At 46.9% G+C, this 22,152-nt stretch carries 9 protein-coding genes, 1 tRNA gene, 3 rRNA genes and 3 pseudogenes; 5 read left to right on the top strand and 11 right to left on the bottom strand.

The genetic code is table 11. The features are described from left to right. The first annotated feature begins 72 nt into the window (after nucleotides 1-72). The gene (locus DYH48_RS00510; protein WP_006079908.1) at nucleotides 73-300 is read left to right on the top strand and encodes a hypothetical protein; all 228 of its coding nucleotides are present in this window, start codon (nucleotides 73-75) and stop codon (nucleotides 298-300) included. An 18-nt stretch (nucleotides 301-318) separates the two neighbouring features. Here DYH48_RS00510 and DYH48_RS00505 read toward each other — a convergent pair whose 3' ends face one another. The 3 genes and pseudogenes from DYH48_RS00505 to hemE form a co-directional block, all read right to left on the bottom strand. Continuing rightward, the gene (locus tag DYH48_RS00505) at nucleotides 319-1,122 is read right to left on the bottom strand and encodes an SDR family oxidoreductase (protein ID WP_115333764.1); all 804 of its coding nucleotides are present in this window, start codon (nucleotides 1,120-1,122) and stop codon (nucleotides 319-321) included. Between the two features lie 75 nt (nucleotides 1,123-1,197). Then, a pseudogene (locus DYH48_RS24085) lies at nucleotides 1,198-3,777 on the bottom strand (putative bifunctional diguanylate cyclase/phosphodiesterase). Nucleotides 3,778-4,207: 430 nt separating this feature from the next. Then, nucleotides 4,208-5,272 (bottom strand): uroporphyrinogen decarboxylase, encoded by a 1,065-nt coding sequence (hemE, locus tag DYH48_RS00495; RefSeq protein WP_012090369.1) that lies wholly within the window; start codon nucleotides 5,270-5,272, stop codon nucleotides 4,208-4,210. A gap of 457 nt (nucleotides 5,273-5,729) precedes the next feature. Here hemE and DYH48_RS00485 point away from each other — a divergent pair, with 457 nt between their 5' ends. Both DYH48_RS00485 and DYH48_RS00480 read left to right on the top strand, forming a co-directional pair. Continuing rightward, nucleotides 5,730-6,209 (top strand): Rsd/AlgQ family anti-sigma factor, encoded by a 480-nt coding sequence (locus DYH48_RS00485; RefSeq protein ID WP_006079903.1) that lies wholly within the window; start codon nucleotides 5,730-5,732, stop codon nucleotides 6,207-6,209. Between the two features lie 303 nt (nucleotides 6,210-6,512). Next, nucleotides 6,513-6,644: pseudogene (locus tag DYH48_RS00480) on the top strand (IS4 family transposase); the annotation flags it as partial. Here DYH48_RS00480 and DYH48_RS00475 read toward each other — a convergent pair. The 6 genes and pseudogenes from DYH48_RS00475 to acnB form a co-directional block, all read right to left on the bottom strand. Beyond that, nucleotides 6,627-6,959: pseudogene (locus DYH48_RS00475) on the bottom strand (helix-turn-helix domain-containing protein); the annotation flags it as partial. The pseudogenes DYH48_RS00480 and DYH48_RS00475 sit on opposite strands and share 18 nt — an antisense overlap. A 164-nt stretch (nucleotides 6,960-7,123) precedes the next feature. Beyond that, nucleotides 7,124-7,200: transfer RNA gene (locus DYH48_RS00470), tRNA-Asp, on the bottom strand. 36 nt (nucleotides 7,201-7,236) lie between these two features. Continuing rightward, a 5S ribosomal RNA gene (gene rrf, locus DYH48_RS00465) occupies nucleotides 7,237-7,352 on the bottom strand. 138 nt (nucleotides 7,353-7,490) lie between these two features. After that, nucleotides 7,491-10,395, bottom strand: a 23S ribosomal RNA gene (locus DYH48_RS00460). A 416-nt stretch (nucleotides 10,396-10,811) separates the two neighbouring features. After that, nucleotides 10,812-12,356 (bottom strand): 16S ribosomal RNA (locus DYH48_RS00455). Together the 16S, 23S and 5S rRNA genes with 1 tRNA gene alongside form the textbook arrangement of a ribosomal RNA operon. A gap of 872 nt (nucleotides 12,357-13,228) precedes the next feature. After that, nucleotides 13,229-15,826 carry a bifunctional aconitate hydratase 2/2-methylisocitrate dehydratase gene (acnB, locus tag DYH48_RS00450; protein WP_041411334.1) on the bottom strand — a complete coding sequence of 866 codons (2,598 nt, stop codon included), beginning with the start codon at nucleotides 15,824-15,826 and terminating at the stop codon, nucleotides 13,229-13,231. A 434-nt stretch (nucleotides 15,827-16,260) separates the two neighbouring features. Here acnB and hxpB point away from each other — a divergent pair, with 434 nt between their 5' ends. Both hxpB and DYH48_RS00440 read left to right on the top strand, forming a co-directional pair. Then, complete coding sequence (hxpB, locus tag DYH48_RS00445) at nucleotides 16,261-16,920, top strand: hexitol phosphatase HxpB (RefSeq protein WP_115333762.1); 660 nt, start codon at nucleotides 16,261-16,263, stop codon at nucleotides 16,918-16,920. 115 nt (nucleotides 16,921-17,035) lie between these two features. Then, nucleotides 17,036-17,389, top strand: coding sequence for a DUF2845 domain-containing protein (locus tag DYH48_RS00440; RefSeq protein WP_115333761.1), 354 nt, complete (start codon nucleotides 17,036-17,038; stop codon nucleotides 17,387-17,389). Between the two features lie 79 nt (nucleotides 17,390-17,468). Here the strand turns inward: DYH48_RS00440 and DYH48_RS00435 are convergent, their stop codons facing one another. Together DYH48_RS00435 and DYH48_RS00430 are read right to left on the bottom strand one after the other, a co-directional pair. Beyond that, nucleotides 17,469-19,511 (bottom strand): M13 family metallopeptidase, encoded by a 2,043-nt coding sequence (locus tag DYH48_RS00435; protein WP_115333760.1) that lies wholly within the window; start codon nucleotides 19,509-19,511, stop codon nucleotides 17,469-17,471. 218 nt (nucleotides 19,512-19,729) lie between these two features. Beyond that, nucleotides 19,730-21,946 (bottom strand): patatin-like phospholipase family protein, encoded by a 2,217-nt coding sequence (locus tag DYH48_RS00430; RefSeq protein WP_172481127.1) that lies wholly within the window; start codon nucleotides 21,944-21,946, stop codon nucleotides 19,730-19,732. Nucleotides 21,947-22,152 lie beyond the last annotated feature (206 nt).

The following is a 22,152-nucleotide window of genomic DNA, read 5'->3' as shown; positions in this document are numbered from 1 at the left end:
CCTAGGCTCAGATGACGTGCACCATTTAACTTCTTATATTTTTAACAATCATGAAATTAATGAGGTAAATATATGGGTTATTCGATAAAAGATCTTATTTATCAAGGCGAAAAATCAGGTGTGCACAACTGGGGAACGCTAGAAGGAAAGAGTTTTTACTGGCATCCAGATTGGTTCCATATTGCAGAGGATATGACGGGTCATATGGCCACTGCAACTATCGATAAACAAGGGGAAAAAGCAACGCAAAGCGAGGCTGAACAGTCAATCATTAAGCATCTCAATAAGAGTGGTAAATAGCTTGTAGTGGCAAAGATTTTAGTGCCCGGAGGCGATCGCCCTGCGGGCAATTTTGTCGATTAAACCTGGCGCGATCAGCTTAAGCCAACGCCCCAAACGACCGCGAAGTGAAGTGATAAGTTGTCGGCCTCGAGTCGCAATCACAGGTAACATCATATTGGCGCATTGCTCGGCCGTCAGTATCTTAGCTTCTTGCATCGGTGACTTGCCTAAAGGATTACCCGCACCATCAAGGGCGCGTTTGTGAATTTGTGACACCACAAAATCAGGGCAAATTACCGTCACCGCCACATTATCGTCCGCGAGCTCAATCCGCAGTGAATCGAAAAAGCCAATCACAGCATGTTTAGATGCAGCATAACCGCTACGAGTGGGTACGCCCGTTAATCCAGCGACTGACGCCACAACAACCACTTGGCCCTTACTGGCTTTTAAATGGGGTAAAGCGGCATGGGTCAAATACGCAGGTCCAAGATAATTCACCCGCATAATGTCTTCGAGTACAGACAGTTGAGTAAGCTCATCGAACCGTGACCACATGGTCATGCCGGCATTATTAATTAAAATATCGAGATGTCCGTAATGCGCGACCGTGGCTTCAATTAAGGCTTCGCACTGTTCAGGACGAGAAACATCGGCAGCAAATACAAAGGGAGGTAAACCATAATTAGCGATTTCTAAGGCGAGTGAAGCGAGACGTGTTTCATTGCGTGCACTGATCACGAGCTGGCAGCCCATTCGCGCCATTGCCACAGCGAGTGCTCGACCAATACCTTCTGAGGCACCCGTGATGATCACGACCTTGCCAGTGAGTCCATCCATAGTCATTCCTTTGTTATCGCTATGTTAATTACGCCTTTGGCTAAATTGGCATAATCACGCTAAAAGCGCAATCCTTCACGCGCGTTGTGCAAGCCTCATCTCATATTGTTCACGATAATTAGCTAAGGGTTGTGGACGTCCTATTGCATAACCTTGCGCGTAGTTAATGCCGATGCTCAATAATCTGTCGATAATATCTTGATTTTCAACAAACTCGGCTACGGTTTCAATCCCCATGACCCGACATACATCTTGAATCGATTTAACGATGGCGTAATCTTTAGCGTTCACGGCAAGATTCTTGATAAAACAGCCATCGATTTTGACATAATCGACAGGTAATTCACGCAGATAGCCGTAAGAGGCGAAACCACTACCAAAATCATCCAAGGCAAACGAGAAACCAAGCTTACGTAACTGCTTCAACATTTCCATACCACGATTGCGATTTTGGATCGCGGTGGTTTCAGTAATTTCAAAGCAAATACATTGACTTGGAATATCAAAAATATGCTGCTGCTGGGCGATATATTCCACCATACCTTCGGCGCCTAAACTATTGCCCGAAAGGTTGATCGAAATACAGTGATCAGGCCAAAGCACCGGGTGCAAAGATAACCATAAAAAGGCTTTGCGGATCACTTCTTTATCTATGTCCGGCATCAGCTTAAAGCGCTCAGCCGCGGCAATAAACTGCGCAGGCGCCAAAATACGGCCACAGGGTTCTTGAATTCGCAGCAGGATTTCCATGCGTTGTCGCTGCGGACCACTGCCTAACCCACGGATCGGTTGGTAATACAGAATTAGCTCGTTTTCTTCAATCGCCTGCGCGATACGTACCGCCCACTTAGGCGCATTTCTCTGGTAAGTGAGCTCTTTATCTTTATCATCGTAAAAATGAATTTGATTGGCGCCCTTAGCTTTAGCGGCAATGCAGGCAATATCCGCGTCTTTCAATAATTCTTGTGCATCAATATAGGGCGCACGACCAAAGGCGACACCTATGCTGAGGCCGACTTTATAGTTACAGTTTTTGTCATTCAGCACTTGCAGCGAGACTTGTGCGATCATTTGTTTGAGTAATTGCGCCACAGATAAAGCACTGCGATTACAAATCACTAAACCGAACTCATCGCCACCAAGGCGCGCCAACAGCTCCTTTGGCCCAAGACAAGCCTGCATAGCCTTAGCCACCATAGCGAGCATACGATCGCCTGCAGTATGGCCACAGCTGTCGTTAATCAACTTGAATTGCTCCAAATCGAGATAACAAACGGCGATGGTTTTAGCTGAGGCGGCAAATTGAGGGAGCTGTTAATCAAACGCCTGACGGTTTAGCAGCCCTGTAATGCTATCGAAATTTGCCCTTTTTTGTAGCTGGTGTTTAAGTAACTCTTCTTGAGTGATATCCCGCAATACCACGACAGTACCAACAATTTCTTTATCGTGATTGCGCAGATTGCTGATACTGCGCTCCATAATCCGAGGCGAAGCAGTTAATAGCTTGATTTTCTCGACCTGTGGTGATGATTCGCCAAGACGAATACAAGTGAAGACCGCCTGATTCAACTGATCGCCAGCCTTTAACAGGCTCGCAAGGCTCTGATCTAGGGCATAACAACTGGCGACATCCAGAAGCGACTCGGCCCGCGGATTCATATAAATCACTTTGGCATCGACGTCGGTTAAGATCACGGCTTCTGCAATGGATTCTAAGGTGATTTTCGCGCGCTCTTTCTGCTGATAAATTCTGGCCAGTAAGCTATTAACGCGGCTGGCAAGCATTTCTAATTCCTCATTACCCTCACTGGTGACGGGTTGATAGACACTGGACATAGGATCGACCAACGCCAATTGCCGCATCAAGTTTTTAAAGGGTTTGAGTAAACCAGAGCGCAGCCAAATATAGCCAAGGCCAACAATAAATACGCCAAACAGAATAAACCCGAGCGATACCCAATCGAGCTTAAATTTCACCTCTTGGAAGGGCCCCTCGGAGAACTGCACTTGCAGGTAAACAGGCTTGTCTTTTAACAGGCTGGGTATTTCAATGGTGTCACTATGAACGCCCTCAACACTTGCCGTGACAGCGTTAGAATGACTCATAGTCACTTTAGTCACCAATAAGGCCTGCGCATACTCTAGTAAGTCATTATTAGTCAACTGGCGCACTAGCAGCACAGACTCATTAGGCGCAGAAGCCACGGCGGTGATGACATAAGTCTGCTCACCAATCAAATAAGCGCCTGCCACACTGGGTTTATTAGCATTGATGATAGCGCTGGCGATTTCATGCAACTTATCAGAGGCAAAGGGATTTTCATTGGGGAAAAAAGTGTGCAGCTCGCCTTGGCGTAAAATATACCAACTGAGGTTGGCCGACATTGAGCTATCGTGCCACGAGGATTCTAGTTTCTTAAGTTGCTCTTCGTCTAACTGAGACAAAGGTAAGGCGTAGATATTCGTGAGAAAGGTTAAGCGGTCGACATCAATGTGAAACTGCTGCTGGATATTAGCAAGCTCACGGTTAGCGCTGTCTTGGCGCAATAGCTCGACGCGATGGTCATACCAACAACCCAGACAATAGGAGACAATTACCACCGCAGGGAGACAAAAGCCCGCAATAAATACCAATATTTTCTTGCCAATGTGCATCTCATACCACGGCTTATTTTGACTAAATCGATCGACGGCTTCGCATAATCCTTCACTGCGCCATGCAACATATCTCATTTGCGAATAGTATTAAACATCACTTAGCTTTAGTCGTTGCTAAAGTAGACATTATTATGCAATTAAATCAATTTAAGCGCTTTGATTTAACACATTAAATTGATTAATAAACACTGACGACATTTATTTTATCCAGACCCTATGCGATAAATCAGGTGTAACAAGAGAGTATTGAAGTTGTTTTTTAAACGTAATACTCATTAAGCTCGCCGACAAGATAAACCACCGCATACGCTAATCCATAAAGGCAAATCCATAAAGATAGCTGCGAGAGAAATTTTCAATTTTATCAACTCTAAATGTCAGAAATAAAACAGGCCCGCAAGCGGGCCTGTTTTCGCAAATCTGAAAATTACTTATGGTATTGCTTTGATTGTGCGTGAACCGCCTTAATAAAGGCGCCAGCATGCTCAGGATCGACATGCTGATGGATACCATGGCCTAAGTTAAATACATGACCAGTACCTTCACCATAACCTGCTAGGATATGGCCCACTTCTTCTTCGATGCGTGGAATAGGGGCATACAACATTGAAGGGTCCATGTTGCCTTGCAGGGCCACTTTATGGCCTACACGGCGACGGGCATCAGCAATGTCTACCGTCCAATCTAAACCGAGCGCATCACAACCCGTTTCTGCCATGGCTTCTAACCATAAACCGCCGCCTTTAGTAAACAGCGTCACAGGCACTTTACGGCCATCGGCAAAGCGTGTCAGACCATCAATAATCTTCTGCATGTAATGTAAAGAGAACTCACGATAAGCTGAGTGCGATAACGCACCGCCCCATGAGTCAAAAATCATCAAAGATTGTGCGCCATTAGCGACTTGGGCATTCAGGTATAAGATCACTGAATCAGCTAGCTTGTCTAACAGCATGTGTAATGCCATTGGCTCAGCGTAAGCCATCTTCTTAATTTTTTCGAAGGTTTTGCTCGAGCCGCCTTCAACCATATAAGTGGCTAAGGTCCATGGCGAGCCAGAGAAGCCAATTAACGGTACAGCGCCATTTAGCTCACGGCGAATAGTGCTCACGGCTTTCATCACATAGCCAAGCTCATCTTCTGGATCTGGGATTGATAGCTTTTTAATTGCATCGATAGTGTCTGTAGGGCGCTCGAAACGTGGGCCTTCACCCGCCTCAAAATACAAACCTAAACCCATAGCATCAGGCACAGTTAAAATATCGGAAAACAGAATCGCCGCATCAAGATCATATCGGCGTAGAGGTTGCAGCGTGACTTCACAGGCAAGCTCGTGGTTTTTACACAAAGACATAAAGTCACCCGCTTGTGCGCGCGTGGCTTTATATTCAGGAAGATAACGGCCAGCTTGACGCATCATCCACACAGGGGTCACATCCACTGGCTCTTTTAGTAGGGCGCGTAAATAACGATCATTCTTTAATTCTGCCATTGGGCTTGGTTCCTAGTCTTATTGAGATCCGCTGGGTCGGTAGTTTAGCATTTACGCGAATAATGTAACCTTTATGTGCTAATTTATGTGAGCTATTCCCCATCGCTGGCGTCGATTTGACCACATAAACCGGAAAATGTTATCCAGATAACATACTGTTCATTTATTCGTAACCAAGTCACACTCAGACAGAAAAAAGTTGCGCCGGTTCCCAGCCTTTGGTATAAAAAGTCTGCGCTAGCAAGAACAATCAAGAAGCTCGTCGCATCGAGCCTGCTATAAACTTTACTCGCCCAACGATAGGTTTCTATCGTTGGGCTTTTTATTTGTATTTTTTGATGCAAAACAGCTGGTTTGTCCATTTCGTCATTCACGCAAATTCGCATGAAAAGAGTTGATCGATTAGCGACTTGTCCCTACATTAGAGTTATGTGCTGGCACTTAAATGGAATGCATCATGCTGAGAGAACTCGAAAAAGCAGAACAGAAGTGGGGCGGTTCAAATAAGCTTATTGATCAATGGCTAAAAAACCGTCGAAAACTGTTAGTGCATTACTGCCAAATTGCCGGACTTCCGCCTTACGGTAAATCTGAAAAATCGCTGCCCTCGTTCGAACACGTTAAATCTTTCTGTGACTTATTAGTCGACTATGTCTCTGAAGGCCATTTCGAAGTTTACGACAGAGTCGTTAATGCCTGTAGTGAGTATGGTGAATCGAGCAAAACGCTCGCGCAACAAGTATTGCCAAAGATCACCCCAACCACGAATGCGGCATTAGATTTCAACGATAAATATGCGGAAACCCAAGATGATCTCGTTTTATATCAACTAGATAAAGATTTATCTGAGCTTGCCCATAACATGGAAACTCGCTTCGAGCTCGAAGATGAACTACTCGAAGTGCTCCACCGCAAGCATTCAGAACACACCCAGTAAGCCTCAATCAATTCAAGCGCACTTTGTTGTATTCTGTGCGCTTATCTTGTCACCAATACTTATAACAGCCGAAAAATACCCACACAAACTCACGATTAATGACTCACAATCAGTCAGCGGCGAAATGCTTGCTCAAATAGTTAAACATAGAATACCTATATGTCAGCTAATGATCACATGAGTACGCTATAACGCCTTTGTCTAGCGAATCCCTAGATAAATTCGATGGGATTCAAATAAGTAGACACGCATGATGCTGTTTGATCTAATCAATTTCGCCAAAAACCTACTAGATCCAACATCATGCGTAATATCGACATATTACACGATTTACTCAAAAAACAATGCCCTCAAATACACCAAAAACGCCTTAATTCTCTGATGGTTGCTACTGAGTCTTTACTTGATGGCAATCAGGATAAAATGACTGACATCCTTGGCCATCAACCTGCCACCCTTTTCAGATAAGCTTTGGTGCTGTATGAACATTTTGAGCTTAGCTTGTTGTACGGAGGACAATGTAGCCGGGCGGCCCGGATTAGGCGTATCGTCTAGACCGCTCAAACCTTGGGTTAAATAGGCGGTAATCAATCGATTCACACTGGTTCTACTGACCTTGAGCATGCTTGCGATAGCGGTACGAGAATGACCTTCGCTGAAATGGAGCAAGGCAAGATATCGCATACGTTTGCGTGCGCTTTTTTCCGATTTCACTAAGGCTGCGATGTTGGGATTGTTCGTATTTTGTATGATTAAAAAACTGATAATCAATTAGATCACACAATTAATTTAAATAGTATAATACGATTGGTATGAGCAGGGATGCTGTCGGACGGGACGGCCGCGTCGATTGAAATAGATAAATTCCAGACACGAAAAAGCCCTAACATTGCTGTTAGGGCTTATCGAAATGTTGGCGGAGCGGACGGGACTCGAACCCGCGACCCCCGGCGTGACAGGCCGGTATTCTAACCAACTGAACTACCGCTCCTTTAGTCTAACGTTTGCACGTTAACCTAAATTAGGCGCTTGGCGATGACCTACTCTCACATGGGGAGACCCCACACTACCATCGGCGCGTTTGCGTTTCACTTCTGAGTTCGGGATGGGATCAGGTGGTTCCACAAGGCTATTGTCACCAAGCAAATTCTGTTTATTACCGTGTCCATCTCTGGACCACGTTAATAATAATTCGGAAAGCTGATTTGCTTTGTTTGAGTTCGCACTTCATCAAGTGTCGATATTCTGTCTAAGGCTTTCAGTAAAACCCATCTGGGTTGTATGGTTAAGCCTCTCGAGTCATTAGTACATGTTAGCTCAACGCCTCACAACGCTTACACACCATGCCTATCAACGTCCTAGTCTCGAACGGCTCTTTAGAGGAATTAAATTCCTAGGGATGACTCATCTTAGGGCTCGCTTCCCGCTTAGATGCTTTCAGCGGTTATCGATTCCGAACGTAGCTACCGGGCAATGCCATTGGCATGACAACCCGAACACCAGCGGTTCGTCCACTCCGGTCCTCTCGTACTAGGAGCAGCTCCCTTCAATCATCCAACGCCCACGGCAGATAGGGACCGAACTGTCTCACGACGTTCTGAACCCAGCTCGCGTACCACTTTAAATGGCGAACAGCCATACCCTTGGGACCGACTTCAGCCCCAGGATGTGATGAGCCGACATCGAGGTGCCAAACACCGCCGTCGATATGAACTCTTGGGCGGTATCAGCCTGTTATCCCCGGAGTACCTTTTATCCGTTGAGCGATGGCCCTTCCATTCAGAACCACCGGATCACTATGACCTACTTTCGTACCTGCTCGACGTGTATGTCTCGCAGTTAAGCTGGCTTATGCCATTGCACTAACCGTACGATGTCCGACCGTACTTAGCCAACCTTCGTGCTCCTCCGTTACTCTTTGGGAGGAGACCGCCCCAGTCAAACTACCCACCAGGCACTGTCCCTAATCCCGATAAGGGACCTAGGTTAGAACATCAAAACTACAAGGGTGGTATTTCAAGGACGACTCCATCATGACTAGCGTCACAACTTCAAAGTCTCCCACCTATCCTACACATGTAGGTTCAATGTTCAGTGCCAAGCTATAGTAAAGGTTCACGGGGTCTTTCCGTCTAGCCGCGGGTATACGGCATCTTCACCGCAATTTCAACTTCACTGAGTCTCGGCTGGAGACAGCGTGGCCATCATTACGCCATTCGTGCAGGTCGGAACTTACCCGACAAGGAATTTCGCTACCTTAGGACCGTTATAGTTACGGCCGCCGTTTACCGGGGCTTCGATCATGAGCTTCTCTTGCGATAACCCAATCAATTAACCTTCCGGCACCGGGCAGGCGTCACACCGTATACTTCCTCTTGCGAGTTTGCACAGTGCTGTGTTTTTGATAAACAGTTGCAGCCACCTGGTATCTGCGACTCCCGTCAGCTTAGAGAGCAAGTCTCATCACCAACAGGAGCGTACCTTCTCCCGAAGTTACGGTACCATTTTGCCTAGTTCCTTCAGCCGAGTTCTCTCAAGCGCCTTGGTATTCTCTACCCGACCACCTGTGTCGGTTTGGGGTACGATTCCCACTAACCTGAAGCTTAGAAGATTTTCCTGGAAGCATGGCATCAACTACTTCAGTCCCTTAGGACCTCGTCATCAGCTCTCAGTCTGCACACTAAAGTGCGATTCCCCGGATTTGCCTAAGAAATCAACCTACCACCTTAAACGCGGACTACCAACGCCGCGCTAGCCTAGCCTTCTCCGTCTCTCCATCGCAGTTAGCGGAAGTACAGAAATATTAATCTGTTTCCCATCGATTACGCCTTTCGGCCTCACCTTAGGGGTCGACTCACCCTGCCCCGATTAACGTTGGACAGGAACCCTTGGTCTTTCGGCGAGGGGGTTTTTCACCCCCTTTATCGTTACTCATGTCAGCATTCGCACTTCTGATACCTCCAGCGTGGGTTACCCCTTCACCTTCAACGGCTTACAGAACGCTCCTCTACCGCGCATCTCTAATGAAATGCACCCGTAGCTTCGGTGACTAGCTTAGCCCCGTTACATCTTCCGCGCAGGCCGACTCGACTAGTGAGCTATTACGCTTTCTTTAAATGATGGCTGCTTCTAAGCCAACATCCTAGCTGTCTAAGCCTTCCCACATCGTTTCCCACTTAGCTAGTACTTTGGGACCTTAGCTGACGGTCTGGGTTGTTTCCCTTTTGACGACGGACGTTAGCACCCGCCGTCTGTCTCCCGAGTAGTACTCATTGGTATTCGGAGTTTGCAAAGGGTTGGTAAGTCGGGATGACCCCCTAGCCTTAACAGTGCTCTACCCCCAATGGTATTCGCTCGAGGCGCTACCTAAATAGCTTTCGAGGAGAACCAGATATCTCCCGGTTTGATTGGCCTTTCACCCCCAGCCACAAGTCATCCGCTAATTTTTCAACATTAGTCGGTTCGGTCCTCCAGTTGATGTTACTCAACCTTCAACCTGCCCATGGCTAGATCACCGGGTTTCGGGTCTACACCTTGCAACTAAACGCGCAGTTAACACTCGGTTTCCCTACGGCTCCGCTATTCGCTTAACCTCGCTACAAAATGTAAGTCGCTGACCCATTATACAAAAGGTACGCAGTCACGGTCTCAAGAACCGCTCCCACTGCTTGTACGTATACGGTTTCAGGTTCTATTTCACTCCCCTCACAGGGGTTCTTTTCGCCTTTCCCTCACGGTACTGGTTCACTATCGGTCAGTCAGGAGTATTTAGCCTTGGAGGATGGTCCCCCCATATTCAAACAGGATGTCACGTGTCCCGCCTTACTCGTTTTCATCAATGGTTAGTTTTCATGTACGGGGCTATCACCCTGTGCCGCTGTGCTTTCCAACACATTCCACTAACACCCCACTGACTTAAGGGCTAATCCCCGTTCGCTCGCCGCTACTAGGGGAATCTCGGTTGATTTCTTTTCCTCCGGGTACTTAGATGTTTCAGTTCCCCGGGTTCGCCTCGCAACACTATGTATTCATGTTGCGATAACAGCTTATGCTGCTGGGTTCCCCCATTCGGACATCGTTAGCTCAAATGCTTGTTACTAGCTCGCCAACGCTTTTCGCAAGTTACTACGTCCTTCATCGCCTCTGACTGCCAAGGCATCCACCGTATACGCTTAGTCGCTTAACCATACAACCCAAATGAGTTTCACTCACCTGGGTCGCATTGCGACCAGCTTGGTTTTACTTGTCTCACTTCTGACCAAAGAAGTGGACGCGCCTTAGACGTAAACTATTCAATAAAGAATAATTTACTTTTGAATATTCAAGACACTTAATAAAGTGTTTGAGAACTCATGATGCAAACGTTTCCACGTTTACATCGGTTTGTAAGTAACATGACGACAGACATCATCACGTTACATACTATCAGCTTTCCAAATTGTTAAAGAACAATGCGTACCGGCTAGCGGCGCATTCAGCTCTGACTTCTCCTAAGAGAAGATAAACAAGCAATCTGTGTGAACACTCAAAAGGTACACGGATGTACCGAATGTCGAAAATGCAGGAGCATTTTTCGACCAAGAATTAAGTTAGTCGTATAGGTAAGGAGGTGATCCAGCCCCAGGTTCCCCTAGGGCTACCTTGTTACGACTTCACCCCAGTCATGAACCACAAAGTGGTGAGCGCCCCCCCGAAGGTTAAGCTACCCACTTCTTTTGCAGCCCACTCCCATGGTGTGACGGGCGGTGTGTACAAGGCCCGGGAACGTATTCACCGTGGCATTCTGATCCACGATTACTAGCGATTCCGACTTCATGGAGTCGAGTTGCAGACTCCAATCCGGACTACGACGAGCTTTGTGAGATTAGCTCCACCTCGCGGCTTTGCAACCCTCTGTACTCGCCATTGTAGCACGTGTGTAGCCCTACTCGTAAGGGCCATGATGACTTGACGTCGTCCCCACCTTCCTCCGGTTTATCACCGGCAGTCTCCCTAGAGTTCCCACCATTACGTGCTGGCAAATAAGGATAGGGGTTGCGCTCGTTGCGGGACTTAACCCAACATTTCACAACACGAGCTGACGACAGCCATGCAGCACCTGTCTCACAGTTCCCGAAGGCACACCTGTATCTCTACTGGCTTCTGTGGATGTCAAGAGTAGGTAAGGTTCTTCGCGTTGCATCGAATTAAACCACATGCTCCACCGCTTGTGCGGGCCCCCGTCAATTCATTTGAGTTTTAACCTTGCGGCCGTACTCCCCAGGCGGTCTACTTAATGCGTTAGCTTGAGAGCCCAGTGTTCAAGACACCAAACTCCGAGTAGACATCGTTTACGGCGTGGACTACCAGGGTATCTAATCCTGTTTGCTCCCCACGCTTTCGTGCCTGAGCGTCAGTCTTTGTCCAGGGGGCCGCCTTCGCCACCGGTATTCCTCCAGATCTCTACGCATTTCACCGCTACACCTGGAATTCTACCCCCCTCTACAAGACTCTAGTTCGCCAGTTCGAAATGCAATTCCCAGGTTGAGCCCGGGGCTTTCACATCTCGCTTAACAAACCGCCTGCGCACGCTTTACGCCCAGTAATTCCGATTAACGCTCGGACCCTCCGTATTACCGCGGCTGCTGGCACGGAGTTAGCCGGTCCTTCTTCTGTAGGTAACGTCACAGTAATAGCGTATTAAACTATTACCTTTCCTCCCTACTGAAAGTGCTTTACAACCCGAAGGCCTTCTTCACACACGCGGCATGGCTGCATCAGGGTTTCCCCCATTGTGCAATATTCCCCACTGCTGCCTCCCGTAGGAGTCTGGGCCGTGTCTCAGTCCCAGTGTGGCTGATCATCCTCTCAGAACAGCTAGGGATCGTCGCCTTGGTGAGCCATTACCTCACCAACTAGCTAATCCCACCTAGGTTCATCCAATCGCGGAAGGCCCGAAGGTCCCCTCCTTTCCCCCGTAGGGCGTATGCGGTATTAGCAGTCGTTTCCAACTGTTATCCCCCTCGACTGGGCAGATCCCTAGGCATTACTCACCCGTCCGCCGCTCGCCGGCAAAGATAGTAAACTACCTTCCCGCTGCCGCTCGACTTGCATGTGTTAGGCCTGCCGCCAGCGTTCAATCTGAGCCATGATCAAACTCTTCAATTAAAGTTTTGTTGCTTCCGTCTTGCGACTTCAGCGGCTCAATGAATTCTGATTTTTTGTTTCTCGCTAAAAGAAACAAACTGTACATATTGCTATGAACACTCATTGTTACATTGATTTAAATTTTTGACTGCCAACCCGAAGGTTAAGCAGTTTCGATTAACTCAACACCTGTGAGTGTCCACACAGATTTCTTGTTTTATCTTGTTAAAGAGCAACTCAATATCCGTAAGAGGACTTGAGTACCACACTGAGCGCCGAACGCTTCCAGCTGGCTAGGGCTGCGTATTCTACGCATTTCCCGTTTCGCGTCAAGGAGTTTTTTCAACTTCTTGCTGCGATTGAATTAAGTGCCATTCTCAACAGAGAGTAAGCCATTCAATTCAACCTAACTCGCCAGCTTGCTTTCGCTGTCTGCCGTGTCAGTGGATGCGCATTATAGGGAGCAGGAGATTTTGTGCAACCCCTATTTTAAGGAAATTTGCAGTTAATTCATATTCTTCAAGCTAGCCACATGATACTAACTACTTACCCCCAAAGTTATCCACAATTCAGTCAAAATAATGCCTTTGCTCGACATTATCCTTCTCAAAAAGCCATTAGATGATTTGTAGGTAAGTATGTAAGTAGAAGAATTTAGTCTTTCAAAAGGAAGATTAAGCGAGGTGAAGCCTGATACTTATTAGGAGCACGCCTTAGTTAATTGCCTAATAACAATGTTAGCCATTTATGAAAACCGAGCCTGTTATATGGGAGAGCCGAGACATCAATATTTAAAGGGGTTATTTGTACATATATATGTGGAGGAGAAACTGACCTACAAAAAAGCCAGCTTGCGCTGGCTTTTTACATCAAGTTACCTTAACGGCAATCGATTACACGGTAGTCTGGAAAATCACTTCCGATGCCTTTTGTGTATAAGACTCGATTTGATCGAAGTTCAAGTAACGGTAAGTGTCAGCCGCTGTGGCGTCTAACTCTTTTGCGTATTCTTGATATTCTTCAGGTGACGGCAGACGACCTAACAGTGCAGCAACCGCAGCCAGTTCAGCAGAGGCTAAGTAAACGTTAGCGCCTGTACCTAAACGGTTAGGGAAGTTACGGGTAGAAGTCGATACGACAGTTGCACCTTCAGCTACACGTGCTTGGTTACCCATACACAGTGAACAGCCTGGGATCTCGATGCGCGCGCCTACACGACCGAAAATCGCGTAGTAGCCTTCTTCAGTCAGCTGATCTCTGTCCATCTTAGTCGGTGGAGCAATCCACAGACGGGTTGGCAGGGTTTTAGCGAACTTGTCTAACATCTTACCGGTTGCGCGGAAGTGACCAATGTTGGTCATACAAGAACCGACGAACACTTCGTCAATCTTAGTTTGCGCAACAGATGACAGCAGTACTGCATCATCAGGATCGTTTGGCGCACACAGGATTGGCTCTTTGATGTCGTTTAAATCGATTTCGATAACTGCAGCGTACTCAGCATCTTTATCGGCGCTCATCAGTTCAGGATTCGCTAACCACTCTTCCATGCCTTTGATACGACGTTCAATCGTACGACGATCGCCGTAACCTTCAGCGATCATCCACTTCAGCATGATGATGTTTGAGTTCAGGTATTCGATGATAGGTTCTTTGTCTAACTTGATAGTACAACCGGCAGCAGAGCGCTCAGCTGAAGCATCAGACAGTTCGAAAGCTTGTTCAACTTTCAAGGTTTCAAGACCTTCGATTTCCAGTACGCGACCAGAGAAGATGTTGACTTTACCTTTCTTCTCAACGGTCAGCATGCCCAGTTCAATGGCTTTTAATGGGATAGCATGTACCAGATCACGCAGTGTGATGCCGGGTTGCATTTTGCCCTTGAAGCGCACTAATACTGATTCCGGCATGTCGAGCGGCATAACGCCAGTCGCCGCAGCAAACGCCACTAAGCCAGAACCCGCTGGGAATGAAATACCAATTGGGAAACGCGTATGTGAGTCACCACCCGTACCAACGGTATCTGGCAGCAGCATACGGTTTAACCATGAGTGGATAACACCGTCGCCTGGACGCAGTGATACACCACCGCGGTTCATGATGAAATCTGGCAGAGTATGATGCGTGTTCACATCAACAGGCTTTGGATAAGCCGCAGTGTGACAGAATGACTGCATAGTCAAATCAGCACTGAAACCTAAGCAAGCTAAATCTTTCAGCTCGTCACGGGTCATAGGACCTGTGGTATCTTGTGAACCAACAGAGGTCATCTTAGGTTCGCAGTATTGGCCAGGACGCACGCCAGCTACGCCGCATGCTTTACCAACCATTTTCTGTGCAAGCGTATAACCTTTACCCGTATCAGCCACGTCTTGTGAACGCACGAATACGTCAGATACGTCTAGGCCTAATACTTCACGGGCTTTGTCAGTTAAACCACGACCGATGATCAGTGGAATACGACCACCAGCACGAACCTCGTCTAACAGCACTTCAGTTTTTAAGCTGAATTCTGAAATCACTTCGTCGCTGTCGTGACGCTTAACCACACCGGCATATGGGTAGATGTCAATCACATCGCCCATTTCCATTTTGTTTACGTCAAGCTCGATTGGCAGTGCGCCCGCATCTTCCATAGTGTTGAAGAAAATCGGTGCAATTTTACCGCCAAGGCAGAAACCGCCAGCGCGCTTGTTGGGTACGAATGGAATGTCATCGCCCATAAACCACAGTACTGAGTTAGTCGCTGATTTACGTGATGAACCTGTACCCACAACATCGCCCACATAGACCAGTGGGAAACCTTGCGCTTTTAACGCTTCGATTTTTTTCACTGGGCCAACGGCGCCAGCAACGTCAGGCTCGATACCATCACGGGCGTTTTTCAGCATAGCTAACGCGTGTAATGGAATATCAGGACGTGACCAAGCATCGGGTGCTGGTGACAAGTCATCGGTGTTGGTTTCACCAGAGACTTTAAATACTGTCAGAGTGACTTTGTCGGCCAGTTTTGGACGGTTTAAGTACCAATCTGCATTCGCCCACGCTTCAACTACTTGCTTAGCAAACTCATTGCCCGCTTCCATCTTCTCAACCACATCGTGGAAAGAATCAAACATCAGCAGAGTGTGAGATAAGGCTTTAACAGCTAAAGGTGCTAACGCTGGGTTATCCAGCTGCGCGATTAGAGGTTCGATGTTGTAGCCGCCTTGCATAGTGCCTAATAACTCAGTAGCACGCTCAGCAGACAAAATAGGTGATTTTTCAGTGCCTTTGGCAACCGCATCTAAGAAAGCAGCCTTAACATAAGCGGCTTCATCAACACCTGGGGGAATTCGATTTTCAAGCAGGTCGAGAACGAAAGCCTCTTCACCTGCGGGTGGGTTTTGAACTAACTTAACCAGTTCAGCCACTTGATGTGCATCTAATGGCTTAGGGACTACGCCCTCTGCAGCACGTTCTGCGACGTGTTTACGATATGCTTCTAGCACGGCAACATTCCTCTTTGTTTGGCGCTCTAACAACGAAACTGCACGTCTTCTTAATTGAAGCTGACAGTCCGACATGATCGACCCGTATTTCCGGCCTGCAGTATACTACAGCTTTGCAAAAGTATGAATCAGGTCACACTCGGCAAAAAGCGAAATAAGGACTAAATCCGGCGGCGAATGCCAACTTACGGGAATATTAAAACAAGTGAAATTAGACAATAGTTTGAAAACAGACAAAAAACCATACACTACAAATAGTTAACAATGTTTCATTAATTTTAAATCGAACAGGCAATTTTCAGCGCCCTAGATCAAATATGTGTATATTTTTCTCATCTTGCGGCATTTTGGCTTTTAAGATGCAGTGCGAGAACTTACACTCAGGCTTAATTTACTGCATATCTCAGTTATTTCCCCAGTCCATCGGAGTACCAATGACATCCCTTAGCATTCAAGCCGTTATTTTTGATATGGATGGCGTTTTAATCGATTCAGAACCCCTATGGCAGCAGGTCGAGTATGAAGTGTTATCCGCACTTGGCGTGCCCGTGACCATAGAAACGATTCAACAAACCACAGGTTTACGCATCGACCAATGCGTCGATTATTGGTACCACAAGGCGCCTTGGCCTCACTACGATAATGCCAAGGTCAGCCAAGCGATTGTCGATAAGGTCGCCAGTGAAATTCTGGTTAGCGGCGAAGCTATGCTGGGCGTTCACGAAGCGATTGACCACTGCCAAACGCTGGGTCTTAAAATCGGCTTAGCCACCTCCTCGTTTTACACTATTATCGAGGCGGTGCTCTCTAAGTTAGGACTCAGCGATAAATTTATGGCGGTGCAATCTGCCGAGGGCCTCACCTACGGCAAGCCACACCCTGAAGTATATTTGAATTGCGCTAAGGCGTTAGATGTCGATCCCCGCTATTGTCTTGCGATCGAAGATTCTTTTAACGGCTTAATTGCCGCCCGAGCGGCCAATATGCAAACGCTTGCGATCCCCGCGCCAGAGCAAAGAGGCGATGCTAAGTGGGTTATCGCCCACCATCAGGCTGAGAACTTATTGGCCTTGCCGACACTCTTAGCTCAATAACGCCATAACACGCCTAGCCTTAGCTGGGCGGATAAGCTGAATTTTGACCATATGGATAATGAGTTTTTACCATATGGATGAATAGCAGAATGATGTATATACGAGAGGGGAGCCAATGAAGTACCTGTCTTTATTATCACCCGTATTATTACCCATGGGCTTAATACTCATGTCCGTCAGCTTGTCCGCTAATGCGGGTGGTGCTATGCACTGCAAGCAACAAGTGGTCAACACTGGCGATACCTTAACGACTGTGCTGGAGAAGTGCGGCTCGCCCAGCGATATTCGCCAGTACAATCTGCCAGCGACTTATCTCAACTCAGACGGCGACCGAGTGATCGATCCCAGCAAGTTGCCGACTGAGTATCAAGAATGGACCTATGACTTTGGACCGACACGCTTAATGCGCCGGCTTTATGCCACTGATAATAAAGTCACTAAAATCGAATCCTTAGGTTACGGACATTAATCAGCAGCATCCTAGATTATTGTCATCAATAAAAAAGCCAGACATTGTCTGGCTTTCTTATTTCAATCAACTGAATGTATTACCAAATTTTTACACGTTCATCTGGCGTTAAATACATTTTATCGCCTTCTTTCATTTCGAAGGCTTTATAGAAGGCTTCCACGTTACGCGGCGTACCCATAGCGCGGTAGTGACTCGGTGAATGCGGATCAGTCAGCAAACGACGGCTCAGCTCTTCATCACGGTAGTTACGACGCCATACTTGCGACCAACCCACAAAGAAGCGTTGCTCACCCGTTAATCCATCAAGCACTGGCGCTGGTTTGCCATTAAGGCTCATTAAATACGAGCGTGCCGCTACGGTTAAGCCGCCTAAGTCGCCGATGTTTTCCCCTAAGGTCAAATCACCGTTAACAAACTTGCCGGGCAGTGCTTCATAACCTGAGTATTGCGCTGACAGTTGTTTACCACGTTTTTGGAACTCTTCGCGGTCTTTATCTGACCACCAATCACGCAGGTTACCGTCGCCATCGTACTTAGCGCCTTGGTCATCGAAACCATGGCTGATTTCATGGCCGATCACAGCTCCGATACCACCGTAGTTAACCGCATCATCGGCATCCATATTGAAGAATGGCGGTTGCAGAATCGCAGCAGGGAACACGATTTCGTTTTTCACTGGGCTGTAATAAGCGTTCACCGTTTGTGGCGTCATGCCCCATTCGGTACGATCGATTGGCTTGCCAAGCTTGTTAATCATATCTTGATATTCAAACTGAGCGTAACGCATATAGTTACCCACTAACTCGTCAGCCTTGATATCTAAACCTGAGTAATCTTTCCACTTATCTGGATAACCGATTTTATAGGTAAACTTAGCCAGTTTTTCTTGGGCGGCGACTTTGGTTTCTGGCGTCATCCACTCAAGTTCATTGATGCTGACCTCGAAACCTTTGATCAAGTTTTTGATCATAGTTTCCATACGCGCTTTAGCTTCTGGCTTGAAGTATTGCTTAACGTACTCTTCGCCCACTAACTCACCAATCACTTGGTCGGCGCCATCAACCGCCTTTTTCCAGCGTGGTTGTTGCTCTTCGATACCCATTAAGGTTTTGCTCTTAAAGGCGAAGTTCAAATCAACAAAGTTTTTGCTCAGTAACTCGGCGTAGCTATCTACTAGATGGAACGCGAGATAATCCTGCCAAGCCGATACTGGGAATGTCTCGAAACCTGCACCGAGTTTTTCGAAGTAAGAGGGTTGGCGCACTATGATGTCAGTGACTTTGTCGCCTAAACCTGCGCTGGTCGCGAAGGCATTGAAATCAAATTGACCCGTTAACTTTTGCAGTTCAGCGCGATCTAACTTGTTGTAAGCCTTATTGGCGTCGCGAGATTCCACTCGGCTCCACTGGCTTTTGGCGATCATCATTTCAATATCGGCAACGTTTTTAGCCGCGCGTTTAGCGTCCTTGTAACCCGCTTCGGTCAGTATGTCTGTCACATACTTAGCCATGGCTTGGCGATTAGCGGCAAACTTAGGATCATCTTTCAGATAATAGTCTCGGTCCGGCAGCGTAAGGCCCGACTGGCTTAGATATACGGCGTACTGAGTTGAGTTTTTGGCGTCGTTATTGACGTAAAAACCAAAGGGAATACCAGAACCGGTCGTCAGCAATTTACCCATAACGGCAGGTAAGTCAGCGTGTGTTTTGGCGCCAGCAATATCGGCCAGCAATGGCTTAAGCGGAGTAACGCCTATGGTTTCAAGCAAATCGGTATTCATAAAGCTAGCGTTGAAATCACCAATCTTCTGCTCATTAGAACCTGCCGCTGGATTCTTTTTAGCAGCCGCTTCATCGATGATCTTTTTCAATGCATCTTGGCTTTGATCGTACAGCACAGAAAATGCGCCGTAGTTAGACTTGTCGGCTGGAATAGGCGTATTCGCCAACCATTTACCGTTAACGCTGTAATAGAAATCGTCTTGATGGCGAACTGAGGCATCAAAGTTTTGCAATTCAATGCCAGAAATCGCGGCGACTTCAGTTTTAGGCTCAGTACTACAAGCGGCTAAACCTAAACTCAGGGCGATACCCAGTGCCAGTGTGCTTATCTTCTTCATTGTTTTCCCCAGCTTCCTTAAGAATTATTATTTTTCCCGCAAAACCTTAGCATCTTGGCACGCCTCACAGTAGTAAGATTTTGTAAAAGGATATGACACTTTAGCGTCGCGCGAACCGATTCAAGCACTATGCCATCAAGGCCGTTTAGGATTTTCATCGCACAAAAAATAAGGGCACAACCTCAGTCATGCCCTCAAGACCTCACATGCATCACTCGCTAGAAGTTTTTACCCACAAATAAATAGAAGGACTTATCGCCAAGATCTGTGATCCCAAAGCCGATTGCCGCAGGTCCCATGGAAGTATCAGTACCAATGTAGAGACTCGATGCATAAATCAGATCAGTGAGAGTGACTTCAGAGCGCTCATCCCAGACATTGCCCGCTTCCAAACTCCAACCTAAATACAAAGGATAATCTGTCATTCCGAGCGCATCACGCCCGAGATCATATTGATAAACAAAGGCGCCAAAGACTTTATGCGCCCCAGTCAGTGAGTCTTTATGGTAGCCAGATAGATTTAAAAATCCGCCCAGTTCAGATAGATGCAGTGTATTCATCCCATCATTATCGTTGGTTGAAATCGATGCCTTACCCACAAAAGCATGATTGCCGACACTCAAGGCGCCCTTCCAGTCGGCCTCTATCTGCACACTGTATTCGTTTTGGTTATCGTCGATAATGTCATCGAAATCTTCATTACGCACATAGACGTTTAAGGTCACGCGATTACCCGATGTCGGAAAACTAATACTGTCTAAGCTGTCGTAGCCGAATCTAAAGTAAGCTCCATAGGAGCTAAAATCCAAGTCCCTTGAAAGCCAAGCATCATTAATTATTGCGCCCTTCTCCGCCACTAAACCCAGTTCAATCGTGCCCTGTGATGTGTAGTTGTAGCCGATACCCAGTTCTATGGTGTGGGTTTTCTTGTCGAAGGTTAGCAGACGATTATTATTATCGTATAAGTCCCAATTACGGGTATCGTATTGATAACGGGCGCGGCTAAAGAATTGTTGGTCTCTGTCTAAGGGCTGATAGAACTCAGTCGCAAACAATTTTTCCATACCGAGTTTGATTTCATTGCGCCACTCGCCGCCATTGAAGGTCAAATCCGTCATGGTATAGGCCATGTCAAAACTGATGGAAGATTCAGAGTTAAAATCATCCTCCCAGTTAAAACCCAATTGGAAATAATTTGGCCCCCAAGACTTAGCTTTAGTGGTCACCGTCAGTACACGGCCGTCTTCACCCTCGACAAACTCAGCATCGACACGCTCAAACTTATTGAGGGAATAAATACGCTTTAACGCCTCATTCAGCTCGTCCTTAGACACAGCTTGCCCAGGTTTAATGTTCAAAGTTTCCGTTAAGAGATTCAGACTCACCTTAGATTGGTTATCGAAGACAATTTCATTAACAGAATGACGCACATCCGCCATTAACAACTTACCTTTGGCTTTTTTGGCCTCGACATAGGCGGCATATTCCTCAGGGCTAACGCTCATGCTGCTCAGCTTATCAAGCTGTCCGTTAGCGGCTTCTTTGCCGAGGGTTAATGCCAAGGGCATGATAGTGAAATCTGTAGTGCTCAAGGCGTCGATCGCGGGACGGATCAACACGTCTTTATCAGTCAGCAGCAGTTTTTGTTTTTCGGTGCTGGCATTGGTCAAAAAGTTGGAGAGCTGATCGAGCACGGCAATAGTGCTGTCTAATTTATCTTTTTTGACCAAAGGTGAACCAATATCGACGGCAATAATAATATCGGCGCCCATGGCCTTAACGACATCGACAGGCATATTGTTGGCAATACCGCCATCGACCAATAACTTACCGTCAATTTGAGCCGGCTGCAGCGCACCGGGAACTGTCGCAGAGGCTTGCATGGCTTTGACCATGCTGCCGTGACTGATCACCACAGGTAAGCTGGTTTCTAAATCGGTCGCCACTGCGCGGTAGGGAATGGCTAAATCATCGAAATTACCAAACTGCTGTACTAGATCGGTAGACTGACGCAGAAGTTGCGACATAGTTTGACCACGCAGCAACCCACTTGGCGCCCTTACTTGGCCTTCGTTATAACCAATGTTCAGTGGAATGTTGTAGCGATCGCGTAACTGTTTATCCCTATAACTCAAAATATTGCGCGGGATAGTATCCGAGTAGCCACTGTCCCAATCAACACCCATCATGATTGCTTCGACTTCGCTGGCGCTGTAACCCAAGGAGTACATGCCTGCGACATAGGCACCGATACTGGTGCCCGCAATGTAATCGACCGGGATGTTATGTTCTTCTAATATTTTGAGCACCCCCACATGGGCAGCGCCTTTAGCACCGCCGCCACTGAGTACGACACCAATTTTAAGGCGGTCTGCCGCCATCGACGGAGTCATGCACAAACACAAAATAATAGAAGCGAGTAGTTGACGCATCATGGTGAGGTTACTTTTTTATGGGATAAAAATCCGAGTTATATTACCAAACTTATCGATTTAACCGTCAGTCATATTTTATCTGGACCGACTAGTGATAAGACTGTGTACTATTTACACAAACAGATGCAGTTTAATTGAATAAATAACGAAACAAAATATCAATCATAGCTGAATATTTTGTCATTTAAATTTTAAGGACGCTGGTT

Source organism: Shewanella baltica, from assembly GCF_900456975.1.
GTDB lineage: Bacteria > Pseudomonadota > Gammaproteobacteria > Enterobacterales > Shewanellaceae > Shewanella > Shewanella baltica.
The sequence above is the reverse complement of the archived record's forward strand: the minus strand, read 5'-3'. Positions and strand labels throughout refer to the sequence as shown.